16 protein-coding genes are annotated in these 17,644 nt (G+C 68.3%); 7 read left to right on the forward strand and 9 right to left on the reverse strand.

The annotated features are described in order from the left end of the window. Positions 1-52: 52 nt before the first annotated feature. Complete coding sequence (locus K9D25_RS18605) at positions 53-790, reverse strand: DnaA/Hda family protein (RefSeq protein ID WP_244377213.1); 738 nt, start codon at positions 788-790, stop codon at positions 53-55. Positions 791-792: 2 nt separating this feature from the next. Then, entirely contained in the window at positions 793-1,920 is a 1,128-nt protein-coding gene (locus K9D25_RS18610) for an AI-2E family transporter (protein ID WP_244377215.1), read from the reverse strand. A 200-nt stretch (positions 1,921-2,120) separates the two neighbouring features. On the opposite strand from K9D25_RS18610, the gene K9D25_RS18615 reads away from it, so the two are divergent. The 4 genes from K9D25_RS18615 to purN all read left to right on the forward strand — a co-directional run bounded on the left by K9D25_RS18615 (position 2,121) and on the right by purN (position 6,015). Further along, complete coding sequence (locus K9D25_RS18615) at positions 2,121-2,867, forward strand: class I SAM-dependent methyltransferase (protein WP_244377217.1); 747 nt, start codon at positions 2,121-2,123, stop codon at positions 2,865-2,867. Between the two features lie 68 nt (positions 2,868-2,935). Further along, positions 2,936-4,084, forward strand: coding sequence for a benzoate/H(+) symporter BenE family transporter (locus tag K9D25_RS18620; protein WP_244377219.1), 1,149 nt, complete (start codon positions 2,936-2,938; stop codon positions 4,082-4,084). Positions 4,085-4,158: 74 nt separating this feature from the next. Continuing rightward, a complete protein-coding gene (gene purM / locus K9D25_RS18625; RefSeq protein WP_244377221.1) occupies positions 4,159-5,238 on the forward strand; it encodes a phosphoribosylformylglycinamidine cyclo-ligase in 1,080 nt (359 codons plus the stop codon). Positions 5,239-5,361: 123 nt separating this feature from the next. After that, on the forward strand, positions 5,362-6,015 hold the full coding sequence (gene purN, locus K9D25_RS18630; protein WP_244377223.1) for a phosphoribosylglycinamide formyltransferase: 654 nt from the start codon (positions 5,362-5,364) through the stop codon (positions 6,013-6,015). Between the two features lie 22 nt (positions 6,016-6,037). Here the strand turns inward: purN and K9D25_RS18635 are convergent, their stop codons facing one another. The 6 genes from K9D25_RS18635 to K9D25_RS18660 all read right to left on the reverse strand — a co-directional run bounded on the left by K9D25_RS18635 (position 6,038) and on the right by K9D25_RS18660 (position 12,507). Beyond that, positions 6,038-6,676 carry a dihydroxyacetone kinase family protein gene (locus tag K9D25_RS18635; RefSeq protein WP_244377225.1) on the reverse strand — a complete coding sequence of 213 codons (639 nt, stop codon included), beginning with the start codon at positions 6,674-6,676 and terminating at the stop codon, positions 6,038-6,040. A gap of 9 nt (positions 6,677-6,685) precedes the next feature. After that, positions 6,686-7,687: a dihydroxyacetone kinase subunit DhaK gene (locus K9D25_RS18640; RefSeq protein WP_244377227.1), complete on the reverse strand. Its 1,002-nt coding sequence runs from the start codon at positions 7,685-7,687 to the stop codon at positions 6,686-6,688. 35 nt (positions 7,688-7,722) lie between these two features. After that, positions 7,723-8,754: an ABC transporter permease gene (locus K9D25_RS18645; RefSeq protein WP_244377229.1), complete on the reverse strand. Its 1,032-nt coding sequence runs from the start codon at positions 8,752-8,754 to the stop codon at positions 7,723-7,725. Next, positions 8,751-10,343, reverse strand: coding sequence for a sugar ABC transporter ATP-binding protein (locus tag K9D25_RS18650; protein WP_244377231.1), 1,593 nt, complete (start codon positions 10,341-10,343; stop codon positions 8,751-8,753). The genes K9D25_RS18645 and K9D25_RS18650 overlap by 4 nt, the downstream gene beginning before the upstream one ends. A 98-nt stretch (positions 10,344-10,441) precedes the next feature. Next, positions 10,442-11,452, reverse strand: a complete 1,011-nt coding sequence (locus K9D25_RS18655) for a substrate-binding domain-containing protein (RefSeq protein WP_244377233.1) — start codon at positions 11,450-11,452, stop codon at positions 10,442-10,444. 59 nt (positions 11,453-11,511) lie between these two features. Next, complete coding sequence (locus K9D25_RS18660) at positions 11,512-12,507, reverse strand: ABC transporter permease (RefSeq protein ID WP_244377235.1); 996 nt, start codon at positions 12,505-12,507, stop codon at positions 11,512-11,514. A gap of 480 nt (positions 12,508-12,987) precedes the next feature. Here K9D25_RS18660 and K9D25_RS18665 point away from each other — a divergent pair, with 480 nt between their 5' ends. The 3 genes from K9D25_RS18665 to K9D25_RS18675 are packed head-to-tail and all read left to right on the forward strand — an operon-like array spanning position 12,988 to position 15,835. Continuing rightward, the gene (locus K9D25_RS18665) at positions 12,988-14,076 is read left to right on the forward strand and encodes a LacI family DNA-binding transcriptional regulator (protein WP_244377237.1); all 1,089 of its coding nucleotides are present in this window, start codon (positions 12,988-12,990) and stop codon (positions 14,074-14,076) included. Between the two features lie 11 nt (positions 14,077-14,087). Continuing rightward, on the forward strand, positions 14,088-14,744 hold the full coding sequence (locus K9D25_RS18670) for an aspartate/glutamate racemase family protein (RefSeq protein ID WP_244377239.1): 657 nt from the start codon (positions 14,088-14,090) through the stop codon (positions 14,742-14,744). A 29-nt stretch (positions 14,745-14,773) separates the two neighbouring features. Further along, positions 14,774-15,835, forward strand: coding sequence for an aldo/keto reductase (locus tag K9D25_RS18675; RefSeq protein ID WP_244377241.1), 1,062 nt, complete (start codon positions 14,774-14,776; stop codon positions 15,833-15,835). 58 nt (positions 15,836-15,893) lie between these two features. Here K9D25_RS18675 and K9D25_RS18680 read toward each other — a convergent pair whose 3' ends face one another. Then, complete coding sequence (locus K9D25_RS18680) at positions 15,894-17,207, reverse strand: hypothetical protein (protein ID WP_244377244.1); 1,314 nt, start codon at positions 17,205-17,207, stop codon at positions 15,894-15,896. Positions 17,208-17,644 lie beyond the last annotated feature (437 nt).

The following is a 17,644-nucleotide window of genomic DNA, read 5'->3' on the forward strand; positions in this document are numbered from 1 at the left end:
CGGCCGGCGCGAAGGTCGCCGGGCTTCGTGACGGCTGGATGACATGTCGGTATTAACCCGTGGTCAAGTCGGTGAAAGGGATGTCGCGCGCGTCCGGCCCGGCCTCGCCCGCGGCACCGGCCCGCTCGCGCAGAAGCGTGGCCACCAGCGCGCGGGTCAGCGGGCGCTTGCGCGCCAGCGCCTCGCGGTCGAGTTCGGCCACCACGTCGCGCAGCCCGGCGATGGAGCGCTCGACGCGCGGCAGCAGATAGGCGAGCAGCGCCTCGTCGGGCAGGATCTGCCGGTCAGCGAACAGCTTCACCGCCACCGCCGCCAGCAATTCCTCGTCCGGCGCGCCGAGCCGCACCACCGGCAGCGCCCTGAGCCGCGAGGCGAGGTCGGCGGTGGCGAGGCCCTCCGACAGCGCCGAGGGCAGCCGCGCGGAGGTGATGAGCAGGTTCGCCTTCTGCTCGCCCACCAGGTTGAGCAGATGGAACAGCGCCGCCTCCGGCACCGGCCCGGTGCCGAGATCCTCCAGCACCAAAGCACCACCGGCGAGAAGGCCCGGCACGGCGGCGATGTCGAGCGCGGAAGCGGGGAGGATCGGCGCGCCGGAGGCTTCGGCGAAGATCGCGGCGAGATGCGACTTGCCCGACCCCGCCGGCCCGACCAGCGCCACCGAGCGGGCCGGCCAGTCCGGCCAGGAATCGATCAGCGCCAGCGCCGCCTCATTGGCGAGGCCGGGCAGGAAATCGTCGCGCGACCGGCTGTCGGCATGCGGCAGGTCGAGCGCGAGCTGGCGGCTGCCCATGCTCAGCGCACCCGGTTGTCGGGGAGATAGGGCACGGGCGCGGGGGCGCCGAGCCGTTCGTCCTCCCCCTCCCCGGTATAGAGCGGGCTTTCCAGATACTGGTTGATGGCAAAGCGCACCAGCACGCCCACCGCCGCCGCCAGCGGCACGGCGAGCAGCAGGCCGAGGAAACCGAGCAGATAGCCGAAGGCCAGCAGCGCGAACATCAGCCACACCGGGTGCAGGCCGACACTGTCGCCCACCAGCTTGGGCGAGAGGATGTAGCCCTCGACGAACTGGCCGAACACGAAGATGCCGATGACGATGGCGATCATCGAATAATCCGGGAAGAACTGCACAATGGCGACGCCGCCGGCGAGCACCAGCCCGGTGAGCGAGCCGACATAGGGGATGAAGGTGATGATCCCCGAGACGAAGCCGATGACAAAGCCGAAATTCAGCCCGGTCATGGTCAGGCTGATGGCGTAGAAGCTGCCGAGGATCAGGCACACCAGCGACTGGCCGCGCACGAAGCCGGCAATGGCGCCGTCCATCTGCCGGGCAATGTCGCGAATAGTGGCGCGGTGCCGCACGGGCAGCCATGAATCCACCTTGTGGACCATGCTGTACCAGTCATTGAGAATGTAGAACGCCACGACCGGGGTGATGACCAGCAGCGAGAACACCGAGATCAGCGCCTGCCCGCCGGTCCACAGTCCCTGGATCAGGGTCAGCATATAGGCGGCGCCCTGCGACACCAGTTCGTTCACCCCGGACTGGATGCTGGGCAACCGGTCGCCGACGAAATCGCGCAGCCACGCCGCGCTCTCTCCCTCGCCGGTCAACAGGTTCTGCAGCTTGCCGATATATTCCGGCAGGCGCTGGATGAAGGCGGCGAGCTGCGAGCCGAAGATCGGCAGCACCAGCAGCATGAGCAAAATGCCGAGCAGCAGGGTGAGCGTGATCGTCGCCAGCGAGGCCACCAGACGGTTCACGCCGCGCCGTTGCAGCCAGGTCGTCACCGGGTTGAGGAAATAGGCCAGAGCGAGGCCGGCGACGAAGGGCAAGAGCACGCTGGACAGCAGCCACGCGGCCGCGATGAACAGGCCGAGCATGGTCAGCCAGAACGTCACCTGCTTGTGCCACGCCATACGTCAAACCGCCTCTCGCCCGACCCGCGCCTCGCGGCGGTGCTTCGCGCATATAAATACAGAAAAACGACGCGCGTGCGATGCACAAGCGGCGTGAGGGCCGCCGCTGCCCCCGCCATTCACAGCACGGCTCCAACGCCGGCATGGCCCAGCCCGTTCCGCCATGGCACAAGGCGGAGGTCCGCTAGAGGAGGCGCAGGATGGAAGACCCGCTCTATACCGATCCGTCGCTGGTCGCCTTCTACGATGCCGAGAATGACGGCGGCGCCGACCACGCTTTCTGCGCCGGCCTCGCCGCCGGGGTGGGTTCCGTGCTCGATCTCGGCTGCGGCACCGGCGCGCTTCTGGCGGGGCTTTCCAACCCCGTGCGCGTCGGCGTCGATCCGGCGGGCGCGATGCTGGACGTGGCCCGTACCCGCCCCGGGGCGGAAGGCGCCGAATGGATCGAGGCGGACGCCCGCACGCTGCGCCTCGGCCGTCGCTTCGATCTGGTGATGCTGACCGGGCATGCCTTTCAGGTGTTCCTCACCGATGACGACCAGCGCGCCGCGCTCGCCACCCTCGCCGCCCATCTGGCGCCGGGCGGGCGCTTCGTGTTCGACGCCCGCAACCCTGCGTCGCGGGAATGGGAGGAATGGCAGCCGCACAATTCGCACCGGTGGGTCGATCACCCCGCCCATGGCAGGGTGGAGGCGTGGAACAGCGCCATGTGCGACGAGGCGACCGGCATCGTCACCTATGGCACCTGGTACCGCCTCGCCGACGGCCGCACCCTCTCCGCGCAGAGCCGCATCCGCTTCACGCCGCGCGCCGCGCTTGAGGAGCGGATCGCGGAGGCCGGGCTGTCGGTGGAACGCTGGTTTGGCGACTGGCAGGGGGGCCCAGACGGTGCGCAATCCCCCGAGTTCATTCCGCTGGGGCAGCTTTCGCCGGCGTCCGCGCCCTGATGACGGCGCCGGCCGCGCATGTCAAAAGGCGGCGTCGCGCCGGCCCGGCGCAGCGTTCGGATGGTCCCATGCGTTCCTCGCTCGTCACCTCTGGCATCGTCGCCGCGCTTGTCGGCTTCGGCGGCACGCTCACCCTCATCGTCGCGGCGGCGCAGGCGCTGGGGGCGACGCCGGGGCAGATCACGTCAGGCGTCATCGGCCTGTGCCTGTCCATGGCGTTCACCTCCGCCTGGCTCGGCTGGCGCCACCGCATGCCGATCATCACCGCCTGGACCACGCCCGGCGCGGCGCTGATCGCCGCCTCGCACGGCCTCACCATCGAGCCCGCCGTGGGCGCCTTCCTGGTCGCCGGCGTGCTCATTCTCGTCACCGCCGCGGTGAAGCCGCTCGGCGCGCTGGTGCAGCGCCTGCCGGTGGCGATCGCCGCCGCGATGCTGGCGGGCGTGCTGTTCCGCTTCGGCACCGGCGTGTTCACCGCCGGGCAGGCCGACCCGCTGCTGGTGCTGCCGCTGGTGCTGCTGTTCCTGGTGGCGCGGCGCATCTCCCCCTTCGGCGCGGTGCTGGCGGTGCTGGTGCTGGGCATCGCGCTGGCGTTCATTCTCGGTCGCGTCGGCCCGCTGCCGGACGGCGTGCCGTGGCCGAGCGTCGAATTGATCGTGCCGCATTTCGACCTGCAATCGGTGATCGGCGTCGGCATCCCGCTCTACATCGTCACCATGGCGTCGCAGAACCTGCCGGGCTTCGCGGTGCTGCAGGCGGCGGGCTACAAGCCGCCGGCGCCCTCCATCCTCGCCTCCACCGCCCTCGCCTCGCTGATAACGGCGCCCATCGGCTCGCTCACCAGCAACCTCGCGGCTATTACCGCCTCCATCTGCACCGGGCCGGACACCCACCCCGACCCGGCAAAGCGCTGGCTGGCGACGCCGTTCTATGCGCTGACCTATCTCGTGCTCGCCGCCTGCGGCGCCGGGGCGGTGGCGCTGATTGCCGCCCTGCCGCGCGAATTGGTGGCGACCTTCGCCGGCCTCGCTCTGCTCGGCCCGCTGGTCAATGCGCTGTCCTCCTCCATGGGCGACGCGGCCAAGCGCTTCCCCGCCGTGCTGACGCTGGCGGTCACCGCCTCCGGCCTGTCGCTGTTCGGGCTCGGCTCCGCCTTCTGGGGGCTGGCCGCCGGCCTCATCGCGCTCGGCATCGACCATGCCGGACGGCGGGCGTGAGGGGGAAAACCGCGCGCGAGCTTGCCCGCCGCGGCATAAGCGGCTAATCCGCCACCATTCCTAGAGGGCATGCGATGACCGGTACGGACAAGGGACTCAGCTATCGCGATGCGGGCGTCGACATCGACGCCGGCAACCGGCTGGTCGATCTCATCAAGCCGCTGGTCAAGGCGACCCGCCGGCCGGGCGCGGACGCGGACATTGGCGGCTTCGGCGGCGTGTTCGATCCCAAGGCCGCCGGCTTCAAGGACCCGCTCATCGTCGCCACCACCGATGGCGTCGGTACCAAGCTGAAGATCGCCATCGAGACAGGCCGGCACGAAACCATCGGCATCGATCTTGTCGCCATGTGCGTCAACGATCTCGTGGTGCAGGGCGCCGAGCCGCTGTTCTTCCTCGACTATTTCGCCACCGGCAAGCTGGCCCCCGAGGTCGGCGCCACCATCGTTGCCGGCATCGCCCGGGGCTGCCAGGAATCGGGCTGCGCGCTGATCGGCGGCGAGACGGCGGAAATGCCGGGCATGTATGCCGAAGGCGATTACGACCTCGCCGGCTTCTCGGTCGGCGCGGTGGAACGCGGCGAATTGCTGCCCTCCCCGACTGTACGCCCCGGCGACGTGCTGCTCGGCCTCGCCTCCTCCGGCGTGCATTCCAACGGTTATTCGCTGGTGCGCCGCATTGTCGAGGTCTCGGGCCTCGCCTGGGACGCGCCTGCCCCCTTCGCGCCGGAAAAGGCGCTGGGCGAAGCGCTGCTCACCCCGACGCGGCTTTATGTGAAATCGGCGCTGGCCGCCATCCGCTCCACCGGCAAGGTCAAGGCGCTCGCCCACATCACCGGCGGCGGCCTCACCGAGAACCTGCCGCGCGTGCTGCCGAAGAACACGGTCGGGCGTATCGACCTCGACGGCCTGCCCGTGCCGCCGGTGTTCCGCTGGCTGGCACAAATCGGCAAGGTGGCGCCGGAAGAGATGCTGCGCGCCTTCAATTGCGGCATCGGCATGGTGGTGGTCTGCGCGCCGGAAGACGCCGAGACGGTGGCGGACGCCTTCGCCAATGCCGGCGAGCAGGTGGTGCATCTCGGCGTCATCGAGCCGGGCGACGGCGCGGCCCACACCGTCTATGACGGCACGCTCGCCCTCGACACGCCGCTCTGACAACCCTCCTTCGAAGCCCGGCGACGCCGGGCGCCTCAGGATGACGTTGTTTTAGAAATCCCCGTCATCCTGAGGTGCGAGCAAAGCGAGCCTCGAAGGATGCTGAAGCAGAGGACGCCCGTGATGACCAAACCCCGCGTGGCCGTCCTCATCTCCGGGCGCGGCTCCAACATGATGTCGCTGATCGAGGCGGCGGCGGCGCCGGACTTCCCGGCCGAGATCGCGGTGGTGATTTCCAACCGCCCGGACGCGCACGGCCTTGCCCGCGCGCAGGCCTGCAACATCCCCACCCGCACCGTCGACCACAAGGCGCATGCCGACCGCGCCGCTTTTGATGCCGCGCTCGACGCGGTGCTGGTGGAGGAACAGGCGGACCTCGTCTGCCTCGCCGGCTTCATGCGGCTGCTCACCGCGCCCTTCGTCGAGAAATGGGCCGGGCGGATGATCAACATCCACCCCGCGCTGCTGCCGAGCTTCAAGGGCCTGCACACCCATGAGCGGGCGCTGGCGGAGGGCGTGCGCATCCATGGCTGCACGGTGCATTTCGTCACGCCGGAAATGGATGTCGGCCCCATTCTCATGCAGGCCGCCGTGCCGGTGCTGGATGCGGATACGCCGGAGACGCTCGGCGCCCGCGTGCTGGCGCAGGAGCATGTGATCTACCCCGCCGCGCTGCGCATGGTCGCCGATGGCCGCGCCCGGCTGGAAGGCGGGCGGGTGGTGCTGGACGAATTCGTGCTCACCCCGCCGGCGCTGGTGGTGCCCCCGGTCGGCTGACAGACCGGCCGGGAGCTTTAGCCTATCCGGCCACGAAATCGCTCATCGTTCCCACCAGCAGCACGCCGACCGTGGCGCCGGCATCCTGCAGCCCCACCGTCTTTTCTTGGAACGCCGCCGCCTTGCCGTGCTGGGCCACCATGGTCTTGGTGCGCTCCAGCGCCGCCTCGGCGGCGTCGGCGGCTTGCTTCAGCGCCGGCGCCAAAGCGAGGCCGGAAGCCGCCGCCTGTTCCAGCGCGCCGGCCACCGGGTCCAGCACGTCGAGAATGGTCTTGTCGCCGAGCTTGGCCTTGCCGCGCTCGGCGATGCCGGTGGCGAAGGCGCGCCAGAACGCGGCCGCCTCAGCCGTGCCCATGGCCTCCGCCCCCTCCAGCGCCTTGGCGCCGCGCAGGAAGCCGGTGGCGGTGAGCGTGCCCATGGTGGACGGCGCGGTCTTGGCCATGATCGCGCCGGCGGAGCGCAGCAGCTTGGTGAGCCCCGCCGCCGCCCCTTCCGCCGTCACCGTGTCGGCGGCGGCGGCGAAGGACTTCGCCATGGTGATGCCGAGATCGCTGTCGCCGACCTTGCCGTCGAGCGCGATCAGGAATTCGCGCTGCGCGGCGAACATGTCGCGCCAGCGCTGGAAAAGGCCGATCAGATCATCGGCGCGGAGCGCGTCCATGCGCAAACCTCAGGCCTTAATGTGGGAGAAGAACGGCGTGTGGACCGGGGCGGCGACCAGCGGGTCGAGCTCGGCGTCGAGCTTCAGCACCGAAATGGAGGCACCGGCCATTTCCATCGCCGTGGCGAACTCGCCGATCCACACATGCTTCACCTTGGAGCCGCGTTCCTCGAACAGCTGCGACACCCGGCGGAACAGGATGTAGAGCTCTTCCTTCGGCGTGCCGCCAAGGCCGTTCACCAGCACCGCGAACTCGTCGCCATTGCCGGCGGGCAGCTCGGCGAAGATGCGCTGCATCATCTCGTCCACCACCGCATCGGCCGGGGCCAGCTTGGTGCGGCCGATGCCCGGCTCGCCATGGATGCCCATGCCGATTTCCATCTCGTCCTCGCCGACGGAGAAGGTGGCGTGGCCGACTTCCGGCACCACGCAGCTCGACAGCGCGACGCCGATGGTGCGCACATTCGCCCGCGCCTTGTCGGCGAGCCGCGTCACCTCGTCGAGCGAGAGCATGTTGGCGGCCGCCGCGCCCGCCACCTTGTAGACGAAGAAGATGCCGGCGACGCCGCGCCGCTTATGCTCCTCGCCGACGACGGAGGAGGCGACATCGTCATTGCCGATCACCTGCTTCACCGTGATGCCGTCAATGTCGGCCAGCTCGGCAGCCATGTCGAAATTAATGATGTCGCCGGTGTAGTTGCCATAGATGTAGAGCACGCCGGCGCCCTGATCGATGTACTTGGTCACCTCGTGCATCTGGTCGGCGCTGGGCGACTGGAACACGCCGCCCACGGCGCAGCCGTCGAGCATGTTGTCGCCGACATAGCCGAGGAACAGCGGCAGATGGCCGGAGCCGCCGCCGGTGGCGATGCCCACCTTGCCGGCCTTCGGCTTGGCGACGACGAGGCAGCGCTTGTCGTCGTTCACATAGGTCACCTGGGGATGAGCCCGGTAGATGCCGTCCAGCATCTCGTCGACGAAATGCGCGGGATCGTTGAGAAACTTCTTCATGTCGGTCCTCGTGAGCTCATTATTTGGCGTCTGTTTCAGGTCTTCTTCTGGCTGAACACGAAGAAGGCGGCGGCGAGCAGGATGAAGCCGCCCACCACCACGCGCTGCCAGGTGGAGGGAATGCCGACCATGACCAGCACGCTGTTCACCACCACCACCAGCAGCACGCCCAGCAGCGTGCCGAGCACGCTGCCGGTGCCGCCGGTGATGCGCGCGCCGCCCAGCACCACGGCGGCGATGACGTTGATCTCGCTGCCGACGAGATCGAACGGATTGGCCTGCCGGTTGGCGCAGGTGTGGATGATGCCGGCGAGGCCCGCGAGGCCGCCGGCATAGGCGAACAGGAAGATGTGGATGGTCCGCAGATTATAGCCGAGCCGCTCCGCCACGCTGGCATTGCCGCCCACCGCGAAGATGGCGCGGCCCATCAGCGTGCGGTTGAGCATCCACCAGGTGATCAGCGCGGCGATGGGCAGAACGAGGAAATAGAACGGCAGGGTGATGGTGCGCCCGTCGGCGGCGTCGAACTGCAGCAGCGGCATGCGGCCGAACGCGCCCATTTGCGGCGGCAGCGACATGATCCACACCGTGCCGATGAAGGCGAGCAGGATGCCACGAAACAGATATTGCGTGCCGATGGTGACGATCAGTGACGGCACCCGCAGATAATGCACCAGCAGGCCGTTGATCACGCCGAGCCCCGCGCCGCCCAGCACCGCCGCGAGCACGATCAGCGCCATCGGCGCGTCGGGAAAGTGGTTCTTCACCAGAAGGGTGAGCGAATACATGGTGAAGGCGGCGATGGCAGTGAAGGACACGTCGATGCCCCCCGCCGCCAGGATGATGAACACGCCGAGCGCGAACAGGCCCATCACCACGCTGGCGCGGCCGATATCGATCAGCGAGGAGGGTTGCAGGAAGGCCGGATTGGCGATGGCCACCGCCACGCAGATCGCCACCAGCAGCACGAAGGTTATGACCTCCGGCCGCCGGCGCACCAGTTCCAGCAGCGGGCGGCGCGGGGCGACGGGCAGTGCCGCGACATCGGTGGGGGTCGTGCTGCTCATGAAAGCGTCTCCGGCGCGGCGGCAGGCTGCGGCCGCGACGCCAGCATGGCCTGATAGAGCTGTTCCTCGGTGGCGCTGGCGGCGTCGCATTCCGCGACGATGCGGCCATTGCTCATCACGAGGATGCGGTCGCAGTTCTGCAGCAGCTCGGGCAGGTCGTCGCTGACGATGACGAGGCCCATGCCGGCCTCGGCGAGTTGCTGGATCACCTTGTAGATCGTGTCCTTGGAGCCGACGTCGACGCCGACCGTCGGCCCGTGCAGGACCAGGAGTTTCGGCAGGATGGAGAGCCAGCGGCCGATCAGCACGCGCTGCTGGTTGCCGCCGGAGAGCGCGCCGACCGGCAGGTCGATATTGCCGGTGTTGAGGCGCATATCCCTGGAGATCTTGTCCGCCAGCGCCCGGCCCTTCGCCCGGTCGACGACGCCCACCGCATTGGCGAGGTCCTGCACGACAAGGGCGATCTCGTTCTCGAAGATCGACTTGTCGAGGAACAGCCCCTCGCCCAGCCGATCCTCCGGGACATAGCCGATGCCGAGGCGGATGGCCTGCGCGGGATGGGCGATCCGCTGGACCTTGCCGTCGATGCGGATGGCGCCTTCCGCCGCCGGGGTGACGCCGGCAATGGCGGTGGCGAGTTCGTTGCGGCCGGAATCGGCGAGGCCGGTAATGCCGAGGATTTCGCCCCGCCGCAGGCTGAAGCTCACCCGGCCGAGGCTCGGCGGCAGCGACAGCCCTTCCGCCGCGAACAGCTCTTCGGCCAGCGGGGCGCCGGTGCGGTAGCGCGCGCCGTCAATGTGGCGGCCGGTCATCATCTCGGTGAGCTGGTGCTTGGTGTAGTTGGCCAGCGGCCCCTGCCCAACGCATTGCCCGTCGCGGAACACGATGGCATGGCCGCCGATGCGGTAGCATTCGTCCAGCTTGTGGGTGACGAACAGCACCGCCACGCCTTCCGAACGCAGCCGCTCGACCACGGCGATGAGATTGTCGACCTCGCGGCGGGTGAGCGAGGTGGTCGGCTCGTCCATGATCACCATCTTCGCCTTGGTGGCGATGGCGCGGGCGATGGCGACGAGCTGGCGCTGCGCGAGCGGCAGGTCGGAAACGATGGCGGAGAGATAGGCCGGCGCCGTCGGCAGCCCGACCACCTCAAGCGCCGCCTCGGCGGTGCGCCGCAGACGGCCGCGGTCGAACAGCCGCGCGAGCCGGCCGCCATGGGCGACGAGCTGCTCGTTCAGCGCCACATTCTCGGCGACGGTCAGGTTCGGCAGCAGGGAGAGGTCCTGATAGACGGTCTCGATGCCGGCGGCGAGCGACTGGATGGGGTTGAGCGCGCGGAAGCTGCGCCCTTCCAGCACGATCTCGCCCTCATCCGGGGCATGGGCGCCGGACATGATCTTGATGACAGTGCTCTTGCCGCAGCCATTCTCGCCAAGGAGGTGGTAGGCCTCGCCCGGCACGATGGAAAAGCCGACGCCGCGCAGCGCATGCACGCCGCCGAAGCGCTTGTGAATGCCGCGCAGTTCCAGGAACGCGCGGGGAGCGGTGTCCCGGGAGACCGGAGCGTTGGACACGGAACCGTGGGACACGGGGGACCCCTTCGTCGATGGGCGGCGCGGCGGGATGCGCGTGGGAGAGCCTTCCGCAGGCGCGCGCGGCGCCTGCGGAAGTCCGGTTGGTCAGGGGATCAGAAGAGGTATTCCTTGTAGTTGTTCTTGTCGGCCAGAACCATGCCGTTGCCGATGATCAGCACGCCTTCGCCCGGGCCCTTGGTGACCTTCACCTTCTCATAGCCCGGCACGCCGAGATTGGCGCCGTCCTCGATCTTCTTGCCGGCGATCAGGCTCTTGGCGACCGAGTTCATCGCCATGCCGGCCTTCTGCGGGTCCCAGAAGCCGATGGCGGTGATGGCGCCGGATTCCAGCAGGTCCGCCGAGGGGTTCGGCAGGCCGGTGCCGACCAGGCACACCTTGCCCGACAGGCCGGCCTCGTCGATGGCGCGGCCGACGCCGAGCACGTCATTGCCGGCCGAGGTCTGGAAGCCCTTGATGTCAGGGTGCTTGCGCAGGATTTCCTTGGCCTTCTCATAGGTGGCGTTGGCATCGTCGAACGATTCATTGTTCGCGTCGACCAGCACCATGTCCGGGTGGTTCTTGGCATTGGCCTCGCCGGCGCCGACCCACTGCATATGCGTGCGGCTGCCGAGCGAACCGACGAAGGTGGTCCACTTGCCCTTGCCGCCCATGCACTGCGCCAGGCGCTCGTTCAGCGCCTTGCCGTAATCGGCATTGTCGAAGGCCTCGACATCGGCATGGGTGTTCTTCTGGTTGTCGGCCTCATGGGTCACGACGATGATGCCGCGGTCCATGGCGCGCTTGAGCGTGCCTTCCAGCACGGACGGGTCCATCGGCACCACGGCGAGGCCGTTCACGCCCTTGGCGACGAGATCGGTGACGATCTGCAGCTGCTGGGCGGCGTCGGCGGTGGCCGGGCCGTACTGGGTGGCGACCACGTCCGGGTTTTCCTTCTGGAACAGCTTCACGCCGGTTTCCATGCGGTCGAACCACGGAATGCCGCTGATCTTCACCACGGTGGCGATGACCGGCTTGTTCTGCGCCATCAGCGCGCCGGCCGAACCCGCCACGAGCGCCACGGCCATGGCCGAGCCCAGCAGCAGCTTCTTGGAAAGAGCTCCCATCGTTTCCTCCATTGTTGTTGCTTCCCTCATGTCGAGTTCCGATGCGTGAGGGGGGCGCATCACACGAGCCGTTTGCTCTTGTTGGGCATCAGGAAGCCGGCCACGTCGTAGCGGCCGACCGCCAGGAAGGTCAGAAGCAGCGCGCCCCAGGCGAAGTCGCGCACGAAGTTCGACAGGCCGCCGAAATTCAGCATGCTGGACATCAGCTGCAGGGCGATGGTCGCCAGCACCACGCAGATCACGCGGCCATAGCCGCCCTCGGGCCGCACGCCGGCCATGACCGCGATGAGGATGGCGATAAGCAGGTAAGACGTGCCGTAATCCCACTTCACGTTGACGTTGCGCGACGCGATGATGATGCCGGCAAGGCCGGAGAGCACGCCGCTCGTCGCATAGGTGGCGATCAGCACCCGCGTCTTGGGGAAGCCGGCATAAAGCGCGGCCTTGGGGTTGGTCCCCATCAGCATCAGCCACAGCCCGAACGGCGTGAACTTCAGCAGCGCGGCGATGAAGGCGGCGACGCCGATGAAGATGAGGAAGCTGATCGGCACGCCTAGAAACAGGCCGTTGCCGATCTCCGACAACAGGTCCGGCGTGCCCACCGCCACCGCGCGCCCATCCGAGGCGACGACCGCCAGCCCGGTGAACAACATCTGCGTGCCGAGCGTGCACAGGATCGGCGTGATGTTCATCCGGCTGATGAGCAGCCCGTTGAAGGTGCCGCCGATGAGCCCGATCACCAGCGCGCCGGCGATGAAGGCCACCGAATAGGCCGCCGGCTGGTCGGCGCTCGACAGGAAGGAGCCGACGACCACCGCCGAGAGCACGCCGGAGAGATTGGCCAGCGCAATGCCGGAGAGGTCGATGCCGCCATTGCCGGCGCACATAGCCAGCATGACGCCGATGGCGAGGAAGCCGATTTCGGGCAGTTGCCCGGCCATGGACTGGAGATTGAACGGCGACAAGAAGGCGCCGCCTGAAATGGCCGCTCCCAACGCCAGCACCGCCACATTGATGGCGATGAGCATGACCAGCTGTCCGCCGGTGGCTCGCATGGTCTCCTCCCGGAGTCGCACCGACCTATTTAGTAAACTCTGGCCGGCTTCACTAAATTCGTAGCAAAGGCTTTTGCGCGACGCAAGCGGGCTGCGGCGCCCCTGCGACACCGTTTTCGCGACGGCTCGGCCTCTGCCGCAAACCGCATCGGGATGAAAAAATCAGCACGGCGCCACTGCGGAGTCCGGCAACCCGCCCTGTGGGATTTCGTATGCCAAAGCCTTATGGGACAGTCTCTCTGACCCATCTTCGCGCCCTTCCCGCTGCGGCCGACAGCCAGTTGCGTCGCTGGACGGCGGGCGCCGCCTGCGCAAATCGCAGGCATCGGCTGCGGTCGGGCGCCGGGCCGGACGCACCGTTCTTGCAAGACAGTTGCAAGGCCGGGATATTTGGCTTAACGCTCAAAAAGAGACCCGAATGTTTACTAAACAAATTTCGCCGCGAACCTCATCGGGTTCCATCGGGACGTGCAGCCGGACATGAAAGCCAAAACGTCTTTCACCATTCGGGACATTGCCGGGGCGGCGGGCGTCTCGCCGGCCACGGTCTCGCTGGTGCTGAACGGCAAGGGGGAAATCTCCGGCCTCACCCGCGCCCGGGTGCTGGAAGCCGCCGCCCGGCTCAATTATGTCCCGCGCCTCGCCAAGCCGCGCCCCGACGCCACCGGCACCATCCGCTTCCTCAAGATCGCCAAGCACGGCCACACCGTGAACCGCGACCACAGCGTGTTCGTCTCCGACTATATCGACGGCATGTCGGCGGAAGCGACACGGCGCGGCTATTCGCTTGAGGTGGTGAGCCATGAGGGCCAGGGCATGACGGCGGTGGCCGACATGATCGCCGTCGCCCCGGTCAGCGGCATCATTGCGCTCGGCACGGAAATGTCGGAATCGGACATCCGCGTGCTGCAGGGCGTCGGCCGCCCCATCGTGTTCATCGACACCTTCTACGACGTGGTCGAAGCCAATTTCGTCAATATGAACAATGAGGACGCGGTGCATCAGGTCATGGCCCGGCTGCGCCAGCAGGGCTTTTCGCGCATCGGCTTCGTTGCGAGCCATGTCGAGACCACGAATTTCCAGCTCCGCCATCAGGCGTTCCACCGCAACGCCGCGCGGCTGGAGCTGATCATCGACCCCGCCCATATAATCTCGGTCGAATCCACCTTCGACGGCGCCCATACCGACACGGTGAAGGCGCTGAGCGAGGGGCTGGAACTGGCGGACGCCTATTTCTGCACCAATGACGTGATCGCCTATGGCTTCATCAAGGCGCTGCGCGAATTCGGCATCCGCATCCCCGAGGATGTCGGGGTGATCGGCTTCGACAATCTGCCGCTCAGCGCCACTATGGAGCCGGCGCTCACCACCATCGACGTGTCGAAGCGCAAGATCGGCAATCTCGCCGTGACCATTCTCGACGATCTCATCAACGCCGCCGAACCGCAGCGGCCGGTGAAGATCCTCGTCGGCGCCAGCCTCGTCACCCGCGCCAGCGACCGCGGGCCGGCCGATCCCCGCCCCGCCCCGCGCGCCGTGCGCCGGCGCGGCGTGGCCCAGACCGCGTGAGGAGAGAACCCATGCCGATTCTGGCGATGATTCACACCGTGCCCGCCCTGCCCGCGCGGCTGGAACCGTTGGCCGCGCAGGCGATGCCGGGGTGGAGCTTCGCGCACACGGTCGATGAAAGCCTGCTTTCCGAGACCATCCGCGCCGGCACCCTCACCGAGGCGACGCGGGAGCGGCTTGCCGCCCGTGTGCGCGATGCCGCCGCCGACGCCGACGCGGTGCTCGTCACCTGCTCGACCCTGGGCGAGGCGGTGGACGCGCTGCGCCCGTCCACGCCGGTGCCGCTGTTCCGCATTGATCGCGGCATGGTGGAGGAGGCGGTGCGCCGCGCCCGGCGCATCGGCGTGCTGGCGACGCTGTCCACCACGCTGGAACCGACCGGCCGCCTCATCGAGGCCACCGCCGCCGCCACGGGGCGCGAGGTCACCCTGCTGGCTCAATTGTGCGAGGGCGCCTTCGCCCATCTCGCCGCCGGCGACCGGGCGACGCATGACCGGCGGGTGCGCGAGGCCTTCGAGGAGGTGGCGCCGCAGGTCGATCTTGTCGTGCTGGCGCAGGCGTCGATGGCGGATGCGCTGCCGGCCACCGCCCGTGCGGGCGGCACCGTCCTCACCAGTCCCGAACTCGGCATCGCCGCTGTCGCGGCCACATTGACAGGTCGCACCTGAGCGACCGTGCTTTCCGGGAGAGAGCCCTAATGAAATACCGCACGCTCGGCCGTTCCGGCCTCAAGGTCTCCGCCCTCAGCATGGGCACCTTCTCCTTTGGCGGGGTCGGCGCCTTCGCCATGGTCGCCAATCACGGTGTCCCCGAGGCCCGCCGTCTGGTCGATACCTGCCTCGATGGCGGCATCAACGTCATCGACACCGCCAACATGTATTCGCTCGGCCGCTCCGAGGAGATCGTCGGCGAGGTGCTGGAAGGGCGCCGGGATCGCGTGCTCATCTCCTCCAAGGCACGCATGCGCATCGGCGACGGGCCCAATGACGAGGGCGTGTCGCGCTATCACCTCATCCGCGAATGCGAACGCAGCCTCAAGCGCCTGCGCACCGACCATATCGACATCTATTTCCTGCACGAATGGGACGGGCTGACCCCGCTCGACGAGATGCTCTCGGCGCTCGACGCGCTGATGCGTCAGGGCAAGATCCGCTATATCGGCTGCTCCAACTATTCCGGCTGGCACATCATGAAGGCGCTCGGCATCGCCGAGGCCAAGGGCCTGCCGCGCTTCGTCACCCAGCAGATTCACTACACGCTGGAAGCGCGCGAAGCCGAGTACGAACTGCTGCCCATCGCGGTGGATCAGGGTGTCGGCGTCATGGTGTGGAGCCCGCTCGCCGCCGGCCTGCTCTCCGGCCGCTTCGGCCGCGACAAGTTCCCCGCCGATTCGCGTCAGGCGGCCGGCTGGAGCGAGCCGCCGATCCGCGACAGCGAACGCCTGTGGCGCATCGTCGACGTGCTGAACGACATCGCCGGCGCGCGCGGAGTGACGGCGGCGCAGATTTCCATCGCCTGGACGCTCTCGCGCCCCGGCATCGCCTCGCTGGTGGTCGGCGGCACGGAGGAAGCGCATTTCCGCGACAACATCGCCGCCGTCGACATCACGCTCACGGCCGAGGAGCTGGAACGGCTGAACCTCGTCAGCCGCCCGCCCTATCTCTACCCCTATTGGCACCAGCACAATTTCGCCCGCGACCGCTTCAGCGACGGCGATTGGGCGCTGCATGGCAGCTATGAGGACCTCGGCCACGTCTGACGGGGACACGTACGACGCGGCCACGTCCAGCTTGGACCGGCCTCCGGACGGCTCGGCCTCAGCGGAGACGTTTGCCGGCAAATAGCTTCCGGCGCGCCTGCCGGGCGGCGTTCAGTGCGCAGCGGAGCGGGCCGGCGGGACGTGCAGCCGCCGGCAGGCCCGGCAGGGTGGCGAGGTGCGCGAGCAGATTGCGCGCCACGGCGGCAGGCACGATGCTCTCCTCGATATGCCGCGCCGCCCGCGCGCCCCGCCGCGCCGCTTCGGCGGGGTCGGCCGCCACCGCCCGTAGCGCCGCCACGGCGCCGGCATGGTCCGGCTCGGCCCAGTGTTGGTCCGGCGTGTAGCTGGCATTGGCCTCGCCCGGCTGCACCGGCACCATCGCCCAGTCGACGAGATAGGCGTCCGCGGGCCGCAGAAAGGCCAGCGGCCCGCCCCAGCCGGTGATGATCACCGGGCGGCCGGCGCAGGCAGCCTCGAAGGCGCCGAGGCCCCAGCCCTCGGCGCGGCAAAGCGAGACATAGCAATCGCCCAGCTCGTGCAGCGCCTCGATCTCGCCGTCCGGCAGATCGTCGGTCACCAGGCAGATCGGCGGCGGCAGCCGGCCATGCCGCAGCACGGCGCGGCCGATCATCGCCTCGAATTGCGGCCGCACCGGCACCGCCTCGCCCTCATGTCCGGGATCGCGCCGCACGCGCTCCAGATCATGCGCCGTGGTCTTGATGACCAGCGCCACCTCGTCCTCGGCGCTGAAAGCACCCGTGAAGGCTGCCACCAGCGGGCCGATGGATTTGCGCTCCAGCCAGGTCGAGATTGTGTAGAACACCCGCCGTCCCGCGAGCGGCGGCAGGCGTCGGCGCAGACGCTCGCGGTCCGCCGCGGTCACGTCTCGCGCCGGCCGGGGGAGATGCGGCACGACAAGGATCGGGATCACCACGCCGCTGTCGCGGAACACCTGCCGGTTCCACTCCGTGGGCACGATCACCGCGTCGAGCCGGTTGATCAGCGCCGGCCAATGAGCCGGCAAACGATCCGTCTCCCACACGGTGTGGCCGACCACGACGCGCGTGCCCCGGCCGCGCTCGCGGGCGATGAAATGTGGGTAGTATTCCGGCACGAGATGCAGGATCGCCACGTCGCACGCCGCCGCGTCATCGCGCAGGGCGCGCAGATCCTCCGGCCCCGCGTCCTTTGCGCGGGCCGGCGCATAGCCGAGGCCGAGCCCGCCGCCGGGCAGCAGCGGTTCCCAGGCGACCCGGACACCGGCCGCGTCCAGCGCGCGCACCAGAGCCGCCGCCGCCACGGCATAGCCGCTCACATCGCCGAGGCCGATATAGCGCAGCGAGGTAGGCGAGACGGGGGACGGCACGTTCATGCGCAGCCCCCGCTTTGGCGGGGCGAGAAAAGGCGACGCATGGGTTGAACGGCTCTCCTGGATGGCGTGGCATGGCGGAGTGTCGCCCCCGTGCACGACGCGCCGCGTAGGTGCCACCCCGGCAAGGCGAAGGCAAGGCCGTGCGCCTTATGTTACCGCTTCCTTGCCCTCCCTGTATGTCAGCACCCGTACCATCGACCGCTTAACCAAAAAGTCGCCACACCCTCCGCATTACGAATTGAAACCGCCGGGCCCTCTGTATATCGCTCTGCGGCCCGGCGTGAACGACCATGCGTGGATGAGTAAGATCGTGTAATATTTCGGACGATGAGATTTAAGGGGATAAGCGCGAAGATCACGCGGGCCTGCATCGGTCAACGGCCGAAGTATCTTAAGTGGTACCGAGCTCTTGCACCCCAAAAAGCTTAGTGGCGCGT

Source organism: Ancylobacter polymorphus (genome assembly GCF_022836935.1).
GTDB lineage: Bacteria > Pseudomonadota > Alphaproteobacteria > Rhizobiales > Xanthobacteraceae > Ancylobacter > Ancylobacter polymorphus_A.

Coding starts and splice junctions, on each gene's coding strand:
- K9D25_RS18660 (WP_244377235.1), bottom strand. CDS start 12,507: ATGCGAGCCACCGGCGGACAGCTGGTCATGCTCATCGCCATCAATGTG.
- purM (WP_244377221.1), top strand. CDS start 4,159: ATGACCGGTACGGACAAGGGACTCAGCTATCGCGATGCGGGCGTCGAC.
- K9D25_RS18640 (WP_244377227.1), bottom strand. CDS start 7,687: ATGAAGAAGTTTCTCAACGATCCCGCGCATTTCGTCGACGAGATGCTG.
- K9D25_RS18665 (WP_244377237.1), top strand. CDS start 12,988: ATGAAAGCCAAAACGTCTTTCACCATTCGGGACATTGCCGGGGCGGCG.
- K9D25_RS18675 (WP_244377241.1), top strand. CDS start 14,774: ATGAAATACCGCACGCTCGGCCGTTCCGGCCTCAAGGTCTCCGCCCTC.
- K9D25_RS18645 (WP_244377229.1), bottom strand. CDS start 8,754: ATGAGCAGCACGACCCCCACCGATGTCGCGGCACTGCCCGTCGCCCCG.
- K9D25_RS18680 (WP_244377244.1), bottom strand. CDS start 17,207: ATGAACGTGCCGTCCCCCGTCTCGCCTACCTCGCTGCGCTATATCGGC.
- K9D25_RS18620 (WP_244377219.1), top strand. CDS start 2,936: ATGCGTTCCTCGCTCGTCACCTCTGGCATCGTCGCCGCGCTTGTCGGC.
- purN (WP_244377223.1), top strand. CDS start 5,362: ATGACCAAACCCCGCGTGGCCGTCCTCATCTCCGGGCGCGGCTCCAAC.
- K9D25_RS18605 (WP_244377213.1), bottom strand. CDS start 790: ATGGGCAGCCGCCAGCTCGCGCTCGACCTGCCGCATGCCGACAGCCGG.
- K9D25_RS18615 (WP_244377217.1), top strand. CDS start 2,121: ATGGAAGACCCGCTCTATACCGATCCGTCGCTGGTCGCCTTCTACGAT.
- K9D25_RS18670 (WP_244377239.1), top strand. CDS start 14,088: ATGCCGATTCTGGCGATGATTCACACCGTGCCCGCCCTGCCCGCGCGG.
- K9D25_RS18610 (WP_244377215.1), bottom strand. CDS start 1,920: ATGGCGTGGCACAAGCAGGTGACGTTCTGGCTGACCATGCTCGGCCTG.
- K9D25_RS18655 (WP_244377233.1), bottom strand. CDS start 11,452: ATGGGAGCTCTTTCCAAGAAGCTGCTGCTGGGCTCGGCCATGGCCGTG.
- K9D25_RS18635 (WP_244377225.1), bottom strand. CDS start 6,676: ATGGACGCGCTCCGCGCCGATGATCTGATCGGCCTTTTCCAGCGCTGG.